Raw genomic sequence first — 16014 nt, 5'->3', positions numbered from 1 at the left:
AATAATCAGTTGAATTTTGGAATTTAAACTATGGAGTATTGAAAAATCAAATTACTCCCCTCCACTTTATGATATAATAACTATGTTTTGGAAAACCTTAATACTATTAAGGTTTTATCATGAAAACAAGAAAGAATTAATAAAAAAGGAGCTGCTCATTTTTGTTAAATAAGTTTAAAAATTTGCCTAAAGCGGTATATGTAATTTTGGCGTTTTCTTTCCTGTTGCATGTTTTTTGTCTAGTAAAACAGCCAGGGTTAAATGGAGAAGCAGTCAAAGTAACCTATGGTGCATATGATGCGTTCAACTATTCGTTAACAGCTGAACAGTTACTAAAACACGGTGTCTTTGGATATGTTTATATGGAGCCTAGTGAAGTTCCTGGAAAAAATGCATACATCACACCAGGTCAGCCACTATTATTAGCTGGCGCTATGATTATTTCTGATGTTACATCACTTCCTTACTATTACGTGGCAACTGTCATTAATATGCTATTGAATCTCGGCACAGTGTTACTAGTATTCTTAATAGGAAAAGAGTTATTTGAAAAGAATATTTATGGAATTGTCGCAAGTATTTTATATGCTATTTATCCAAGTAACTATACATACTTCCGTACATTACTAACAGAAGTTCCTTCAATATTCTTATTATCGTTAAGCGTGTATGTATTTGTTCTCGCATGGAAATACAATAAAGCAAAATTCCATATATGGTTTGGAATTGTTGTTGCTATTTTACTTATGTTCCGTCCAAACCCAGCTCCAATGATGCTCATTCCTGTTCTTGCCGTCTTGTTCACATATGGATTTAAAGAATCAATTCGGATTGGATTATTATGGCTCATTGGCCCATTCTTTATTATCGGTGCTTGGGTTGTTCGTAACTATTTAGCGTTTCATCAATTTATTTTATTCTCAACACAAGGTGCGGACCCATTAATTGCCGGCGCAGATCCATTTAACAAAATCGGCTATGAAAATGTGGTTAACCAAATGAGAGCCCAAGGCTTAGAGGATAAAGGCGCCTACGCAAAAGATTTAATCAAAAATGGATTTAAGACGGACTTCACATATTGGTTCTCTTGGTTCACTGTTGGGAAAACAATTGAGTTATTCAAAACAGCTCCTGCTGTAGACCAATACCATATTCATAAATTTATGCAAATGTGTCATAGAGTCTTCATCATTGGTACATTCTTGAGCAGTTTCTGCCTCATGCTAAATTCATTTAAACATAAACGCGTTATGATGCTAGTAGCAAGTTCTGTTATTTATATCATCTTCTCAAACTTATTCTTAGCAATTAATCGCTACGGATTTTTCATTAACCCTCTTATGTGCTTAATTCTTGCATATGGGTTAGTTTACGCTGTGCAGAAGCTTCCATTTTTCCGCACTAACCAAGCATAATAAAAAAGAGGTCGTCCAAAGATGGACGACCTCTTTTTTATTATCCAACACTTTGAACACGACCAATTTGCCCATCTTGTAATCGAACTTTAATTCCGTACGTATGTGTTTCCGTGTTTGCTAAAATATCTTTCATAACACCGCTCACAGTTTTACTATAATCTTTATCTAATTGGATAACCACATGTGAACCGACCGAAATTTGTGATCTTGTCGGCACGAGTTTCGGAAAACTATTTCTATAGAAAGAACCTGTCACATGACAGGTTCTTTTCGTTATTTATTATGCAAGGGAAAATGTTGAAATGATTAGCATGTTTACTATATAAGAGGAAGCATCCATATTTTCCATATGATACTCACGATTACTATAAGTACAAAATCAAAAAAATCTAATCTCGGACCCTTTTTCATAGTCATATCTAGCCACATATGAATCCACTTCACTTCTTTGTATTTATGAATATTTTTCTTTGCAAATCGGTAAATGAGTACTTGCATGATGAAAATTCCAACTACGCAAATGAATAATAAGATGAGAAATTCAACCACGAAATTCCTCCTATTTTTGAAGTGTTTTTTCTACTATATGGTTCCTCAAAACCCATTCCTCAAACTGAGCACTTCCAAATTCCCAGCTCAAATCACGAGCATGTACAGAAAAAACGTAATAACCGGCATATTCGTCCATAAACATTCCTGTCTCTACATCATCTTTCTGAATACCGTATACTCCAAAATTAAAATACACATCCCATACGTCTTCATGCTTCCTCTTATAAGCAATCGATTCCATATCACATTCAGTTCCGAAATAATCAAGATGTAAATGTATGCTATCATCGTATTCGTACTCCATTTTATCACCCCTTATATTTGTACTTCTGTACTACCCAAAAAATTCCTGCTATATACTCACATATGGGCACTAACCTACATATCATGCTTGTAGATTAACTTCTAGGAGGTGCCATATAGTGAAAAAATTAATAACCGTTTTTTGCATCATGTTACTAGCTGTTTTCACATTTGCTGCTTGTAGTAGCACAAAAGAAAGTACGAAAGAACAAGCTCAAAAAATTCGAGTTGGCGAAGTTACCCATTCTCTTTTCTACGCACCATTATATGTTGGAATTGAAAAAGGTTTTTTTAAAGATGAAGGCTTAAATATTGACTTACAAACAACCGCTGGCGGGGATAAAACGATGACTACCCTATTATCCGGCGGAATTGATATTGCCCTCGTTGGTTCAGAAACGTCCATTTATGTTCATCAACAAGGAGCAAAAGATCCTATCATTAATTTTGCACAGTTAACACAAACAGATGGCACATTTTTAGTTTCACGTAAAAAATTAGACACTTTTAATTGGAATGACGTAAAGGGCGTTACGTTTTTAGGACAGCGTAAAGGCGGCATGCCACAAATGGTTGGAGAATATGTTTTAAAGAAAAATGGCATTGATCCTCACAAAGATACGAACTTAATTCAAAATATCGAGTTTGCTAATATTGCAAATGCCTTTGCATCTGGTACAGGAGAATTTGTACAGCTCTTTGAACCGACTGCAAGTATATTTGAAAAAGAAGGAAAAGGTTATATTGTCGCTTCTTTCGGAGCTGAATCTGGCACTGTTCCTTATACAACGTTTATGGCAAAAGAAAGTTTCTTAAAGAAAGATAAAGCTGCTGCAGAAAAATTCACGCGTGCGCTATATAAAGCGCAGCAATGGGTTGATACACATAGTCCAGAAGAGATTGCTGATGCTGTTTCTCCACTATTTAAAGACACTTCAAAAGACATTTCAATAAAAGTAATTGAGCGCTACAAAAAACAACATTCTTATGCGACAAATCCATTATTAGATGCTGAAGAATGGAAACAGCTCCAAGCGATTATGAAGGAAGCTGGCGAATTACAAAAAGAAGTTCCACATGAAACGCTCGTCAATACAAAAATTGCTGAAAGCGTCATTAAGAAATAGAGGCGAAATATATGAGTTTTTTACAAATACGTAACGTTTCTCACTGCTTTTTTGCAAAAGAAAATGCCAAACTTATTCTTGAAGATATGAGTTTGCAAGTAGAAGAGGGGGAATTTATTTCTATCCTTGGTCCGAGTGGTTGCGGAAAAACAACGCTCCTCTCTATTATTGCAGGGCTACTTGACCCAATTGAAGGGACCGTATTTTTAGATGGTGAGCTGATTACAACTATGACCCCATCTATGGGCTATATGCTCCAGCAAGATTACTTGTTTCCGTGGAAAACAATTGAAGAAAATATTATGCTCGGACTTCATATTCGGAAAATTTATGATGAAAATACGAAAGAACATACATTAAAGCTTTTAAAACAAGTCGGCTTACATGATATAGAACAGCAATATCCTCGTGAACTATCCGGCGGCATGCGCCAACGTGCTGCACTCGTTCGAACATTGGCGACCGATCCAAAAATTTTATTGCTAGATGAACCATTTTCCGCTCTCGATTATCAAACAAAATTAAAACTAGAAGAACTCGTCTTCACATTGCTACGTAAATATAAGAAAACATCACTACTTGTGACACATGATATTGAAGAAGCAATTGCGATGAGCGATCGTATTTATTTGCTGCAAGCGAACCCTGGAAAGATTGCAAAAACATTCATCGTCCCAGATAGTATCCGTTCCTTATCGCCGTTAGAAGCACGCCACCACCATGACTTCCCAGCCCTCTTCCAAGAAATATGGAAGGAGTTGGAACGACTTGGATAATATAAAACAACTACATGAACAGTTTCGAAAAAAAGAAAGACAACGTGCATGGCTAGCTCGCTCTTTACAACTTTTACTTCTTGTTCTTTTCTTTGCACTATGGGAAATGGCTAGCAAGAAAGAGTGGATTGATCCTTTACTCTTTAGCTCTCCTTCGAGTATTTGGGATCTCTTCTTAACGAAATGGATTGACGGTTCACTTTGGATTCACATATGGACGACATTACTCGAAACAGGAGTAGGCTTCATTCTCGGAACAGTACTCGGAGCTATTATCGCCACTTTCCTTTGGTGGATGCCCCTTTTAGCTCGCGTACTTGATCCATATCTCGTTGTCCTAAATGCAATGCCAAAAGTAGCACTCGGCCCAATTATTATTGTCATTTTCGGTCCAAACATTTCATCTTCTATCGCAATGGGGGTAATCATCTCCATCATCATTACCATTCTCGTTATTTACAGCGCATTTCAAGAAGTCGATTCCAACTATATAAAAGTAATGCACACATTTGGCGCAAATAAATGGCAATGCTATAAGCACGTTATTCTCCCTTCATCCTTCCCTGCCATTATTTCAACGTTAAAAGTGAACGTTGGCTTATCATGGGTCGGTGTTATTTTCGGAGAGCTCCTCGTTTCTAAACAAGGACTTGGCTATTTAATTAGCTACGGATTCCAAGTCTTTAACTTCACACTCGTTTTACTCAGTGTATTGCTCACTTGCGTCCTTGCAACTCTTATGTATGTATTTGTCGAAGCATTTGAAAAAATCCTTGTTGGAAAACGAAAAAGAAGCTAACTCAAAGCCATACGCCAGAGTCAGCTTCTTTCTTTTATCTTTTATCGCACATTTTTGAATCATTTGTAACATTGCCATTAGCAACTGTAACTGTGTGGAAACAATCTTTCACACGCACTGTAACGACATTATCTTTTCGATCAATAATATGATAATCATTAAACTGTTTATTTAATGCACTACGAATTTGCTCTCCTTCAAAAATCGGAAAACCATGAGACATTACCCAAATGAGACCAGCAACAGCAAGAATCGTTTTCATACGTTTCATTACCTCCTCGAGAGTAAACTTATAGTCCCTATAATATGCGCATTATAATTGTGTCTAATTTGTGACATTTTTATACTAATTCTATTTTAAAGCTTCAGTTCCTGCTTCTCTTTATAAAAAGACTGAATTTTCAATTTTATCAACATAAAAAAACGCAAAGGACGGAACGTCCTCGCGTTTTCATTTGATCGACTAAAAATATATCGAACATAAATCCAATTATATCGACTTACCGACAAATAGTACAAACTACACTATGACTGCTCTATATCCCTCGAAATATCATATAATCCCGACAACACTTCCGCTCTCATTTTTACAAGATCGGGGAATTGATAGAAAAAGGCAATTTTTTTATGTTTTAATTCTGATCCTTCTTTCACCTTTTGGGAATCTTGTAAAATAAACGCTGTAAATGTATCCGCAATATCCTCTGCTACATTTGTCGTCCCATACAGTGAAACAAAATCATCATGCTTTTCCTTAAAGAATTCCATTTGAGCTTCTTCACTTTCTTCTACTTTCTTCTCTGTCCACTCCTGCTCAATTTGTTTCCAGAACAAATTATGGAATTGATTTATATAAGAGCTCTCCTTCGCACATCCTTCTTGTAAGAAAAGCGATTTACATTTATTTTGGTATGATGAAATATCTTTATCTTCTTCAAAAGCCTTTAAGTACTTTTCATTTACTGGTATTTGTTTATGTCCTAGCGTCAACACATGCGCCGTCTCATGTATTAATGTTTTTATCACTTGATCGATATTTACTGCAGAATCAAGCGTATCTAAACTAATGGTCCACTCTTTCGGATACTCCACACTTGGCATAACGTGGGCGACAATTCCGTCGTAACCATCTGTTACCATGTCAAACTCTTTTATGTCAGTGCGATACTTAGCTGGAATAAGAGTGCTATACATCTCCCATAACGATTCATGATAATCCCTATCTTTACGTTGCTTTAATACTTCTTCTTTCGCTTCCTTATCCTCCGCAAAAGCCTTATTCAATCGTTTACGATCTAGTTTGTCGAAATAAGGATCTATAATTTCATCACCATCAATATAATAAGAAGCTAAAAAGAAATAATTTTCATCATCCTCTTTTTTCTTCTCTTCTTCTTTCCTATCATTACTTACATGTTCTTCTACATCATAATCTTCTGGTACCTCAAGTTCTGAAAGTCCATCTATCTTTTTATATACTTTTTGAAGTGTTTTATCTCCTATTTGCGTGCATTCTTCTGTCGTTTCACACACATCTTTCTTCTCTCTTTTCGAAGTTTGCTTCGTCATATCACATCCAGCCACTAAGCCAATTGAAATAATAAAACAAACTAACCTTCCATACAGTTTCTTCATATAAACCTCCGTCGCTTCATTCTACAAAAATATAATAATCATTTTCTAACAAATATGCGATAATTACTTATGAAAATATCCCTATTTTTTAAGGAGGTTACTTATGATTCGTGCAGTACTTTTCGACTTAGATGGGACACTATTAGATCGTCGTCAATCTTTAAAGCAATTTATTCACGACCAATACAATCGCTTTTCTCTTCATTTTATAAACATAGAACAAGCCGAGTATTGTTCTCGTTTTCTTGAACTCGATACTAATGGCTACACTTGGAAAGATAAAGTATATGCTACTCTCCTTTCCGAATACAACATTACCACTTTAACACAAGAGCAACTGCTGCATGACTACACTACAAACTTTCAACATCACTGCATTCCTTTCCCAAACATGCATGAATTACTTCAGCAACTAACTCAGCACAATATAAAAATTGGTATTATTACAAACGGCTTTACTGACTTTCAAACAAATAATCTTCGTGCCTTAAACATACATACGTATACAAATGCAATTCTCATTTCAGAAGCAGAAAAAATTAAGAAACCACACCGAGAAATTTTCGAACGAGCTTTGCAAAAGCTAAACGTAAAAGCTGAAGAATGCCTTTATGTTGGGGATCATCCAGAAAACGATGTGCTTGGAGCTGAAAACGTAGGAATTCGGGGCGTTTGGAAGAAGGATTTGTTTTGGGGTGATTTTGAACATTCACGTGTGGTGGATGATTTGTTAGAGGTGATTTCGTTTTTAGAGGTGGAGATTCAGTAAACTTTTTAAACGATATGATAGTAAATGAAATTATATTAGCGATTTTCCGAATATATCGACCACAACTCCAAATATATCAGCGATTTTTAAAATATATCGATTTACCGACAGAAACTGACAATAATAAGAGGAGGCTTTGATTCCTGAATGTAAAGGTATATTCACACCATTTTTGGGGGTAAAAAAAGAAACCGGCCATTTTACTTTGTAAAACAGCCGATTTCTTCTATATGTTTCATCGTACGCGCTAATACATCATCGCGCATAATAAAGCTAAATTTCCTATCAGTCTTAATGTTATCAGGAATGTCTTTTAATAAAACAGACCCTTTCGTTTCTTCGTAATGCGTATGCTGCTCTACCGCACTAATTGTTGCAAAATAAATGTTTTTAATGATTATTTTGTCTTTTCCGGATACTTTATATTGTCCTAAGTAAGTTAAATCAGAAACTATGCCGCCGGTTTCTTCATGAACTTCTCGAACTGCCGCTTCTTCTGGTGTTTCCCCGAGTTCGACTTTACCACCTGGAAATTCAAGACCGCGGCGTAAATGATGCGTTAATAACCATTGATCCCCGTACCGGCATACAACCCAAACATGCTTTGGCTCAGGAGAAAATGGGTAACGTTCAAACGATAATTGTACAGTGTTGTGGTAATAATCTTTAAATTTGTACATGCCATTACTCCCCTATTGATGGTTACAAGTTTTTCCTACCACAAATTGTAGCATATTCTCGCTTTTCTGCATAATATTATCCAATTACAATCCGTTGATTATTCCCATTTGCGCGACTAATTCTTTCGTTTCATGATTCCCTAGATCATAAATCATTTTATATGCTTTTTGTAGTTGTTCATCATATCGGTCATTATTCGAATCGTTATGATACTCAACGAATGGAACGTGGGAGCGTACAAACGAACCTAAGTCCTCTTCATATGCTTGATCAAAATACTCTCTTAACTCTGTAATCTCTTCGTCATTTGCATAAATCTCAAAATTATACGTATCCGCCGTCTTCACTTGCGAAATTTGGCCATTTCCAACTGATATATAATATGTTTTTTTATTCTCCATGTAACACCCTTCTTTCATCCTTTTAATTTCTATTGTTTTCATCAATTACAAAATTATGTAAAATAAAGAAAAGGAGGGATTTCATGCTCAAAATATTAATTATCGGCATTATAATCGTACTGATCGTATTAGTACTCTCCGTCATGACAATTAATAAAGGCTATTCATATAAACATTCCGTTGATAAACCAGAAGATAACCCCTATACAAAAAACAGCAAGGAGAAGTCATAACATGCTTCGTATACTACGCATTTTAATCGCACTCAGTGTCATCATCATATCCAGCATTGGTTTACTGACAGATCAACATAACTTTCTACCACTTTCACAATTTCTATTAGGAGCTTTAATGTTCCTCATTGCAATTGAACAAATAAAGAAAAAGGATTCAGGAACTGGATTTATTTGTATTGTCGCTGGGGCTTTCTCTTGGATTGTTCTCACCATTACCTACATAAAAATGTAATTTTAATCACCTACTGACTATTACCTTTCACCAATTTTGCTTTTACAAACAGTTAATAAAAGACAGTTGAAAGAATACGACCAAAGCAAATAAGAGAACCAATAAGTGTTAAACAACACAAATTCGGTTCTCTTATAACTAATTGTTATCTTCCTCTACAGACGTTTTTAGAGCAGATAGCTTATCCTTCCAATAGTACAGCCAACTTTGTATAGTAACTAATGGTTCTTGTTTAAGCATATAACGTGCTTCATATCCTCCCTTTTGACTTCAAGGTTTAAAAGAATATGGAGTGTACAGCTTATTAGAAAACATTATGTTTAGATTGTTTCTTCTTATTAATTACCGTAGTTTCCAGAAAACTGTTTTACTACAGCTTTTACTTCCTCTAATTTTTCTGGTTTTAGTAGACTAATCATTTTAGGTATAAATTGTTCAATATCCTCTTTTGAGAACGCACCTTCATCTTGTTTCTTGAAGTTTTCTGTAAGTATTGCTTTTGCTTCATCCTGCTTACCTTCTTGAACTCTTTGTAAAATAAAATTCAAAAACATTTCTTGTCCTTGCTTGTCCATTCCTTTTACCTCCTAAAGAAACTAAAAATAACACCATTTGGTTTCGTTTTTATTATAACACCTAAAGGTGTTATGTCAAATGCTATTTTCATTTCGCTTTCCAATAAGCTCACATCAATATTCTTGCCCAATTATATTTTTCATTTTGGCTACAGGTGCGTTCGTTTAACGGAAATAGGAATTATCGACAGAGGAAAAATAAAAAACTGCCCTTTCACAGGCAGTTTTCCTTTTATCCAAATACTTTCTCAAGTTCATCTTTATCTTGGCTTAACCAGAAATTCATTAAGCGTTTCGCTCCTTCTAAGTCGTGAAGCTTCGCTTGGCCACACTGCGTTTCATTTGCAGCTGGAATTTCTGTAATTTGAACCGCATCTTTTAATGTTAGTTCTAATAAATCAATGATTTCACGAACTGTTGGTGTCCCGCTTACAACAAGATAGTATCCTGTTTGGCAACCCATTGGTGAAATGTCGATAATATCAAAATGCGGATAACGATCAATATGTTTACGTAAATTAAATGCTAATAAATGCTCTAACGTATGAATAACATCTGGTTTCATCGCTTGTTTATTCGGTTGGCAAAAACGAATATCAAATTTATTTACAATACCGTCACTACCTACATTGTGAACTCCGCAATGTCTTACATAAGGCGCCTTTACAATCGTATGGTCTAATTCAAAGCTTTCTACTGATGGCATACAACATCTCTCCCGCTTTTAATTTAATTCCGTTATATCCAATATGATATAACGGAAATCAACATTAGTAAAGAATTATGTACGGTCATGCTATAATACTTTAAGACTATGCTGAAAAGGAGACCATTATGAAACAGATTTTTATCGGTATTATACGCTTTTATCAAAAGTTCATTTCTCCAATGACGCCACCAACATGTCGCTTTCATCCGACTTGTTCTCATTATGGATTAGAAGCGTTTCAAAAACATGGTGCACTCAAAGGATTTTGGCTTACGTGTAAGCGTATATTAAAATGTCACCCTTTCCATCCAGGAGGATTTGATCCTGTCCCAGATAAAAAGGATGACAAAGTAAATTCTTAAGCTTCGTAGCCATTCACAACTAAATCTAATTTTCCTGTATCAGGGTGAATAACAAGACCGTGAACAGGTACTTCTTCAGGTAGTAACGGATGGTTGCGAAGTACTGATACACTATGTTCTACACTTTCTTCTACACTAGAGAACCCTCGCAAGAATTTTTCTAAATCGATTCCAGAATAACGAAGCGTATCTAACTTTTCTTCTGTTACACCGCGTTCTTTCATTTTTTCGATTGTGCTGCTTGCTTGAATTTTTGCCATACCACAATCGTGATGACCAACAACACATACTTCGTCAGCACCAAGCTCATATACAGCAACTAAAATACTACGCATAATACTTCCGAATGGATGAGAAATAACAGCGCCTGCTACTTTAATAATTTTTACATCACCGTTACGCATATTCATTGCTTTCGGTAATAGTTCAACAAGACGTGTATCCATACAAGAGATAATTACCATTCTTTTATTTGGAAATTTCCCAGCTACAAACTCTTCATATTTCTTCTCTTCAACGAATTTTTCATTGTACTGCAAAATCTCTTCTAATGACTTCATAGTAAAAAACCCTCTTTTCTCTCATTTACACTACATAAATAGTGTACCAAAATATGAAAAACTCAAAAAGGATATTGTTTTATTATAAAAACAATATATTTTCAGATAACCGACATAATTCTTTCAAAATATACACACAGCTTTGTAACAAGTCACACATACTCCCCCCCTATTTTCACTATAAACTAACTGTAGATAATGTAAAAAGGAGTGAATATTTATTATGTCCGACGTTCTGTTACTGAGTCGTTTTCAATTTGCAATTACTATTTTTTATCACTTTTTATTTGTACCTTTGACAATCGGACTTGTTATTTTAGTAGCATGTATGGAGACTCAATACGCCCGCACATTGAATCCAACATACCGTAAAATGGCAAATTTCTGGGGGAAGCTATTTACAATTAACTTCGTAATGGGGATTATAACTGGGATTACGATGGAATTCCAATTTGGAACAAACTGGTCTGAGTACTCCAAATATATGGGAGATATTTTCGGATCACCTCTCGCAATCGAAGCACTCGTTGCCTTCTTCTTAGAATCTACTTTCATGGGAATATGGTTATTCGGTAAAGACAAAATCTCACCAAAGTTCCGTGCTTTCTGTATGTGGATGGTTGCACTTGGAACAAATATTTCTGCCCTTTGGATTATTACGGCAAACGGATTTATGCAAAATCCTGTTGGTTACGTAGTACGTAACGGCCGCGCTGAATTAAATGACTTCTGGGCTCTTGTTACAAATCCATATGCATGGAATATGTTCTTCCATACTGTAATTGGTTGTTATATTGTCGGTGCTTTCTTCGTTATGGCAATTAGCGCATATCACTTACTACGTAAAAATGAAGTGGAATTCTTCAAAAAATCATTTAAGTTTGGTTTAATGCTAGGGTTATTCGCTGCAACTATTACACCTTTTATGGGACATCAATCCGGTGTATCAGCAGCTAAGTATCAACCAGCAAAAGGAGCTGCGATGGAAGCTGTTTGGGAAACTGGAAAAGGACAAGGCTTCTCAATCATTCAAATTCCTGATGTGAAAAATGAAAAAAACTTTGAACTGCTTACAATTCCAAAACTCGGAAGTTTCTTCTATACAAACTCATTTGATGGAGAAATTGTTGGTTTAAAAGATATTCCGAAAGAAGATCGTCCAAACGTTAACCTCGTGTACTATAGCTTCCGCTTAATGGTTGCACTTGGCATGTTCTTTATGGCATTAACTTGGTTCGGTTTCTATTTAAACCGAAAAGGAAAACTAGAAAACTCAAAACGTTATTTAAAAATTACAATGTGGTCTGTCTTACTTCCATATATCGCAATTAACGCTGGTTGGATTGTTGCTGAAGTAGGTCGTCAACCATGGACAGTATATAAATTGATGCGTACAGCAGAATCTGTATCACCTATATCAGTTCCACAAATTTGGTTCTCATTAATTAGTTTAATATTGTTCTACACTTTACTCTTAATTGCAGACGTATACTTAATGCTGAAGTTCGCGAAAAAAGGACCAGCTGCATTAGAAGAACATAATACTGAGGGAGGTGTGGCTCATGTCTCATGATATGCTTGCAATCATCTGGTTCGGTTTATGGGGTGTGATTTGGACAGTTTACTTTATTCTTGACGGCTACGCACTCGGTAACGGGATGATTTTCCCGTTCGTTGCGAAAGATAGACAAGAACGAAATCAATTACAAGAAGCAATTGGACCATTCTGGGGCGGTAATGAAGTATGGCTAATTACAGCTGGTGGTGCAACATTCGCTGCCTTCCCAATCACATATGCAAATATGTTTAGTTACCTGTATACACCACTATTTTTAGTATTACTTGCACTATTTGCTCGTGCTGCTGGACTTGAGTTTATGCATAAAGACGATTCACCAATATGGCAAAAAACTTGTAAATGGGCATTTGCAATTGGTAGTTTCCTAATCGCCTTCTTATTCGGTGTTACATTCGCTAACCTATATTACGGACTACAAATCGGAAAAGATGGTTATGAAGGAAATTTACTTAGCTTACTAAACCATTACGGCATTTTAGGTGGTCTTTTCTTCACCGCTATATTCGTCGTATCTGGTGCCCTTTGGGTTATGATTAAAACAACTGGTGAAGTATCCGATCGTGCTTATAAAATCGCAAGACCATTTTCAATGGCAGCTGCTATCATTTTAGCTATTTTCTATGTAGCAACTGCAAATCGTACAAATTTATTCCAAAACTTTACGGAATATCCTGTACTATTCATTCTTCCAGTACTTGCAATGTTAATGAGTGTACTAGCACTTATTATGGTGTACAAACATAAAATCGGCCTTGCATTCACATTCGTTTGCTTAACGATCGCAATGTTTATGACAACTGGCTTTGCAGGTATGTTCCCAAGAATGTTACCATCACGTATTAACGACGCTTATAGCACAACGTTATACAACGCAGCAGGTAGTCAATTAAACTTAAAAATTATGTTCTTCGTTGCAATGGTCATGGTACCAATCGTTATTGGATATCAACTTTGGAGCTACAGCATATTTAAAAATAAAATTCATAAAGACTCTGCTAAAGGGTATCACTAAAATGAAAAAAGACACTTCAAGCGAAGTGTCTTTTTTCTTATACGTATGATTTTCGATAAGATGTTACATTTCTAATCTAACAACTATGATAAAGAAGAATCACTAACAGCTCACAGCTAAATTGTATCACAGGGCAAACACATCACTTTATGCAATTTTACATATAAAAATTATAACGTAGATTGAATTACTTGGTCATACACATCGCTATCACTTACATCCGCTGTACTAATACCATTAAATGTTCTCACATTAAATCCAGTATTTGATGACCCCGATCCATTATACGCTTTCGTTTTTTCAATTGGCTGCACATTATATTTATCACCTAAATTAACTGTTCCGTTACAGTTTTCAATAATAACTCCTTCAACAACAGCTGGCATTTTGTCACCTACTTTCATTTCGTTACTTTCAGTGTATGAACAATGCCTATAAAAATAGCTTATTTATATGCGAAAAAGCACCCAGAAGAGTGCTTTTTCTCTAATCATGAATAGCTAGTATGGAGACAGTTGACTTTTTCAAAAATTTATTAGGGGTAATATTTTGAAAAAGAAAGCCTTTCATATGTAGCTTACTACCGATGGAATATATAGTAAATTGATAATCTTTATACGGAAGATTGCTAATGTTTAGTATAGATATTTTCCACTATATTAATGGTGATAACCATCTGCACTAAATAACAAAAAGGCGTCTTTCAAGAAGACGCTCTTTCCCCTGTTTATATACAGCCCATCCCACTTTTCGTAAGCACACACTAGAAAACAGAATCATTAATTGTTACAAGATTGTTAGATACAAAAAGAGTAGAGGTAAATGTTTATATAAAATTCTGCTTTATAGCATGTATCCACAACTTATATTTTAATCCTCTTTCCCTGAAAATAAACACAATATGTATAATTACATGCCCAAAAGAAAAAAGACACTCTACAGAGTGCCTTCTCAACCATTTTACTTTTAATATATCGCTTTGAATATATTTTATCATATTTATCTATATTATTTATTGAGAAAATTGCGAATCGTTATTTTATCATTAATAACTTCAAAATCATGTAGTATTAAAGGTGCTATAAAAATATTATAAAAATTGAGGTGTACAACATTTATGTATTTCGGAATTATTCCTCTTATATTGTTTATTATTTTTCTTTTCTCTTATTTAAAAGATCCACGAAAAATAATAAATGGCTTTTTATTTAATGCCTTTTTCTGCTCATTTCTTATATTTTGTGTTATTGCATCTTTTGAATACGGCAATAACAATTTGCATTTCATTGTAATTCTTCCTATGATAGCACTTATCCTAATGATACCTTTTGGTATTGTCGCTTTAATGTTTGGGTTATTTCTTAATGCAAGGATTTTAATGAAGCGAGAAGGAAGACGCTTCACAAACTCTTTAACTTTAATTGCAGCTCTAGGGATTTTATTATTTATACTACTCCCTATCATAAATCCGGCGAGCTTATTTTCACCGCATTTCCAACCTATTTTTGCTGGTATTTCTCTTATAACCGTATATTTCTTTATACATTTATCCAATTTCCTAACAGCATATTTTTTATACCAATTTAATAGACCACGACGTAATCAAGATTTCATCATCGTTCTTGGCAGTGGCTTAATTAATGACAAAGTACCTCCACTTCTAGCAAGTCGTATTAATAAAGCAATCGACTTTTATTGGAAACAAGCAGCTATTACTACACCACCAAAAATCATTTTCTCTGGTGGACAAGGTCCAGATGAAAATCTTCCAGAAGCAGAAGCGATGCAAAAGTACGCTGTTGAAAAAGGGGTTCCTCTTGAACATACCGCTCAAGAAAATCGCTCTGTAAACACATATCAAAATATGTTGTTTTCTAAAGAAATTATGGATTCATTAAAACCTGAAGGTAAGTATAAAAGCATCTTTACAACGAACAATTTCCATCTTTTCCGCGCTGGTATATATGCGAGACAAGCCGGTCTTAATAGCCAAGGAATCGGCTCAAAAACAGCATTTTATTACTGGCCTAACGCAATGATTCGTGAATATGTTGCGATCGTCGTTATGGGGCGTAAACGACATATGAAAGTGTGTGGAACTATTTTAGGATTCTCTTTATTCCTAGCTGTAATTAGTATTATATTTTCTTAACAGCCCCATCATTTTGAAAAATACTCTTGCATGAACTTCAGAATTATTTACATAGTAATATGTTGATAATATTCCCTGCATACACCCATTAAAGGAGAATTTTTTCAAATATAATGTTAAAATAATTGTTAGGCAT

General features: G+C 35.1%; 21 protein-coding genes and 1 pseudogene. 11 read left to right on the top strand and 11 right to left on the bottom strand.

Annotation, left to right across the window (positions count from 1 at the left end):
* Positions 1–161: 161 nt before the first annotated feature.
* Complete coding sequence (locus tag U860_RS0113205) at positions 162–1415, top strand: glycosyltransferase family 39 protein (protein ID WP_025148891.1); 1254 nt, start codon at positions 162–164, stop codon at positions 1413–1415.
* Between the two features lie 40 nt (positions 1416–1455).
* On the opposite strand, the pseudogene U860_RS0113200 reads toward U860_RS0113205, so the two are convergent.
* The 3 genes and pseudogenes from U860_RS0113200 to U860_RS0113190 form a co-directional block, all read right to left on the bottom strand.
* A pseudogene (locus tag U860_RS0113200) lies at positions 1456–1632 on the bottom strand (YwbE family protein); the annotation flags it as partial.
* Between the two features lie 104 nt (positions 1633–1736).
* Positions 1737–1967 carry a hypothetical protein gene (locus U860_RS0113195; protein WP_025148889.1) on the bottom strand — a complete coding sequence of 77 codons (231 nt, stop codon included), beginning with the start codon at positions 1965–1967 and terminating at the stop codon, positions 1737–1739.
* Between the two features lie 10 nt (positions 1968–1977).
* The gene (locus U860_RS0113190) at positions 1978–2274 is read right to left on the bottom strand and encodes a DUF3986 family protein (protein ID WP_025148888.1); all 297 of its coding nucleotides are present in this window, start codon (positions 2272–2274) and stop codon (positions 1978–1980) included.
* A gap of 118 nt (positions 2275–2392) precedes the next feature.
* Here U860_RS0113190 and U860_RS0113185 point away from each other — a divergent pair, with 118 nt between their 5' ends.
* Genes U860_RS0113185 through U860_RS0113175 form a run of 3 tightly spaced genes read left to right on the top strand, consistent with a single transcriptional unit; the run spans position 2393 to position 4975 of the window.
* The gene (locus U860_RS0113185) at positions 2393–3400 is read left to right on the top strand and encodes an ABC transporter substrate-binding protein (protein ID WP_025148887.1); all 1008 of its coding nucleotides are present in this window, start codon (positions 2393–2395) and stop codon (positions 3398–3400) included.
* Positions 3401–3411: 11 nt separating this feature from the next.
* On the top strand, positions 3412–4176 hold the full coding sequence (locus U860_RS0113180; protein ID WP_025148886.1) for an ABC transporter ATP-binding protein: 765 nt from the start codon (positions 3412–3414) through the stop codon (positions 4174–4176).
* Entirely contained in the window at positions 4169–4975 is an 807-nt protein-coding gene (locus tag U860_RS0113175; RefSeq protein WP_025148885.1) for an ABC transporter permease, read from the top strand. The genes U860_RS0113180 and U860_RS0113175 overlap by 8 nt, the downstream gene beginning before the upstream one ends.
* A 34-nt stretch (positions 4976–5009) precedes the next feature.
* On the opposite strand, the gene U860_RS0113170 is transcribed toward U860_RS0113175, so the two are convergent.
* Positions 5010–5237 carry a hypothetical protein gene (locus tag U860_RS0113170; protein WP_002173899.1) on the bottom strand — a complete coding sequence of 76 codons (228 nt, stop codon included), beginning with the start codon at positions 5235–5237 and terminating at the stop codon, positions 5010–5012.
* 263 nt (positions 5238–5500) lie between these two features.
* Positions 5501–6610 (bottom strand): hypothetical protein, encoded by a 1110-nt coding sequence (locus tag U860_RS0113165; RefSeq protein WP_025148884.1) that lies wholly within the window; start codon positions 6608–6610, stop codon positions 5501–5503.
* Positions 6611–6713: 103 nt separating this feature from the next.
* Between U860_RS0113165 and U860_RS0113160 the strand changes: the two genes are divergently transcribed.
* Complete coding sequence (locus U860_RS0113160; RefSeq protein ID WP_025148883.1) at positions 6714–7379, top strand: HAD family hydrolase; 666 nt, start codon at positions 6714–6716, stop codon at positions 7377–7379.
* 200 nt (positions 7380–7579) lie between these two features.
* Here U860_RS0113160 and mutTA read toward each other — a convergent pair whose 3' ends face one another.
* A complete protein-coding gene (gene mutTA / locus U860_RS0113155; RefSeq protein WP_002015736.1) occupies positions 7580–8059 on the bottom strand; it encodes an antimutator 8-oxo-(dGTP/GTP)ase in 480 nt (159 codons plus the stop codon).
* 84 nt (positions 8060–8143) lie between these two features.
* Positions 8144–8461 carry a hypothetical protein gene (locus U860_RS0113150; protein WP_025148882.1) on the bottom strand — a complete coding sequence of 106 codons (318 nt, stop codon included), beginning with the start codon at positions 8459–8461 and terminating at the stop codon, positions 8144–8146.
* An 83-nt stretch (positions 8462–8544) separates the two neighbouring features.
* Here U860_RS0113150 and ytzI point away from each other — a divergent pair, with 83 nt between their 5' ends.
* Both ytzI and U860_RS0113140 read left to right on the top strand, forming a co-directional pair.
* Positions 8545–8694 carry a YtzI protein gene (ytzI, locus tag U860_RS0113145; RefSeq protein WP_025148881.1) on the top strand — a complete coding sequence of 50 codons (150 nt, stop codon included), beginning with the start codon at positions 8545–8547 and terminating at the stop codon, positions 8692–8694.
* A 1-nt stretch (position 8695) separates the two neighbouring features.
* Positions 8696–8929, top strand: a complete 234-nt coding sequence (locus tag U860_RS0113140; protein WP_025148880.1) for a YczI family protein — start codon at positions 8696–8698, stop codon at positions 8927–8929.
* Between the two features lie 338 nt (positions 8930–9267).
* Here the strand turns inward: U860_RS0113140 and U860_RS0113130 are convergent, their stop codons facing one another.
* Together U860_RS0113130 and luxS are read right to left on the bottom strand one after the other, a co-directional pair.
* Complete coding sequence (locus U860_RS0113130) at positions 9268–9504, bottom strand: hypothetical protein (protein WP_025148879.1); 237 nt, start codon at positions 9502–9504, stop codon at positions 9268–9270.
* Between the two features lie 232 nt (positions 9505–9736).
* Positions 9737–10210: an S-ribosylhomocysteine lyase LuxS gene (gene luxS, locus U860_RS0113125; RefSeq protein ID WP_025148878.1), complete on the bottom strand. Its 474-nt coding sequence runs from the start codon at positions 10208–10210 to the stop codon at positions 9737–9739.
* A gap of 128 nt (positions 10211–10338) precedes the next feature.
* Here luxS and yidD point away from each other — a divergent pair, with 128 nt between their 5' ends.
* Positions 10339–10575 (top strand): membrane protein insertion efficiency factor YidD, encoded by a 237-nt coding sequence (yidD, locus tag U860_RS0113120; RefSeq protein ID WP_000809328.1) that lies wholly within the window; start codon positions 10339–10341, stop codon positions 10573–10575.
* Here yidD and U860_RS0113115 read toward each other — a convergent pair.
* Positions 10572–11135, bottom strand: coding sequence for a carbonic anhydrase (locus U860_RS0113115; RefSeq protein ID WP_025148877.1), 564 nt, complete (start codon positions 11133–11135; stop codon positions 10572–10574). The two genes, yidD and U860_RS0113115, sit on opposite strands and share 4 nt — an antisense overlap.
* Positions 11136–11358: 223 nt before the next feature.
* Between U860_RS0113115 and cydA the strand changes: the two genes are divergently transcribed.
* On the top strand, positions 11359–12708 hold the full coding sequence (cydA, locus tag U860_RS0113110) for a cytochrome ubiquinol oxidase subunit I (RefSeq protein WP_025148876.1): 1350 nt from the start codon (positions 11359–11361) through the stop codon (positions 12706–12708).
* Positions 12698–13726, top strand: a complete 1029-nt coding sequence (gene cydB, locus U860_RS0113105; protein WP_025148875.1) for a cytochrome d ubiquinol oxidase subunit II — start codon at positions 12698–12700, stop codon at positions 13724–13726. Before cydA ends, cydB begins: the two co-directional genes overlap by 11 nt.
* 170 nt (positions 13727–13896) lie before the next feature.
* On the opposite strand, the gene U860_RS0113100 is transcribed toward cydB, so the two are convergent.
* Entirely contained in the window at positions 13897–14130 is a 234-nt protein-coding gene (locus tag U860_RS0113100; protein WP_025148874.1) for a spore germination protein, read from the bottom strand.
* Positions 14131–14843: 713 nt separating this feature from the next.
* On the opposite strand from U860_RS0113100, the gene U860_RS0113095 reads away from it, so the two are divergent.
* Positions 14844–15878, top strand: a complete 1035-nt coding sequence (locus U860_RS0113095) for a YdcF family protein (RefSeq protein ID WP_025148873.1) — start codon at positions 14844–14846, stop codon at positions 15876–15878.
* Positions 15879–16014: the final 136 nt, after the last annotated feature.

Origin of the sequence: Bacillus sp. H1a (genome assembly GCF_000633475.1) — a bacterium.
Classification (GTDB): Bacteria; Bacillota; Bacilli; order Bacillales; family Bacillaceae_G; genus Bacillus_A; species Bacillus_A paramycoides.
This window is presented reverse-complemented; position numbering and strand designations above follow the sequence as displayed.

Excerpts from the sequence above, each read along its gene's own strand:
- U860_RS0113190 (WP_025148888.1), bottom strand. The coding sequence starts at position 2,274 with ATGGAGTACGAATACGATGATAGCATACATTTACATCTTGATTATTTC.
- U860_RS0113180 (WP_025148886.1), top strand. The coding sequence starts at position 3,412 with ATGAGTTTTTTACAAATACGTAACGTTTCTCACTGCTTTTTTGCAAAA.
- U860_RS0113170 (WP_002173899.1), bottom strand. The coding sequence starts at position 5,237 with ATGAAAACGATTCTTGCTGTTGCTGGTCTCATTTGGGTAATGTCTCAT.
- U860_RS0113165 (WP_025148884.1), bottom strand. The coding sequence starts at position 6,610 with ATGAAGAAACTGTATGGAAGGTTAGTTTGTTTTATTATTTCAATTGGC.
- U860_RS0113160 (WP_025148883.1), top strand. The coding sequence starts at position 6,714 with ATGATTCGTGCAGTACTTTTCGACTTAGATGGGACACTATTAGATCGT.
- mutTA (WP_002015736.1), bottom strand. The coding sequence starts at position 8,059 with ATGTACAAATTTAAAGATTATTACCACAACACTGTACAATTATCGTTT.
- U860_RS0113150 (WP_025148882.1), bottom strand. The coding sequence starts at position 8,461 with ATGGAGAATAAAAAAACATATTATATATCAGTTGGAAATGGCCAAATT.
- ytzI (WP_025148881.1), top strand. The coding sequence starts at position 8,545 with ATGCTCAAAATATTAATTATCGGCATTATAATCGTACTGATCGTATTA.
- U860_RS0113140 (WP_025148880.1), top strand. The coding sequence starts at position 8,696 with ATGCTTCGTATACTACGCATTTTAATCGCACTCAGTGTCATCATCATA.
- U860_RS0113130 (WP_025148879.1), bottom strand. The coding sequence starts at position 9,504 with ATGGACAAGCAAGGACAAGAAATGTTTTTGAATTTTATTTTACAAAGA.
- luxS (WP_025148878.1), bottom strand. The coding sequence starts at position 10,210 with ATGCCATCAGTAGAAAGCTTTGAATTAGACCATACGATTGTAAAGGCG.
- yidD (WP_000809328.1), top strand. The coding sequence starts at position 10,339 with ATGAAACAGATTTTTATCGGTATTATACGCTTTTATCAAAAGTTCATT.
- U860_RS0113115 (WP_025148877.1), bottom strand. The coding sequence starts at position 11,135 with ATGAAGTCATTAGAAGAGATTTTGCAGTACAATGAAAAATTCGTTGAA.
- cydA (WP_025148876.1), top strand. The coding sequence starts at position 11,359 with ATGTCCGACGTTCTGTTACTGAGTCGTTTTCAATTTGCAATTACTATT.
- cydB (WP_025148875.1), top strand. The coding sequence starts at position 12,698 with ATGTCTCATGATATGCTTGCAATCATCTGGTTCGGTTTATGGGGTGTG.
- U860_RS0113100 (WP_025148874.1), bottom strand. The coding sequence starts at position 14,130 with ATGAAAGTAGGTGACAAAATGCCAGCTGTTGTTGAAGGAGTTATTATT.
- U860_RS0113095 (WP_025148873.1), top strand. The coding sequence starts at position 14,844 with ATGTATTTCGGAATTATTCCTCTTATATTGTTTATTATTTTTCTTTTC.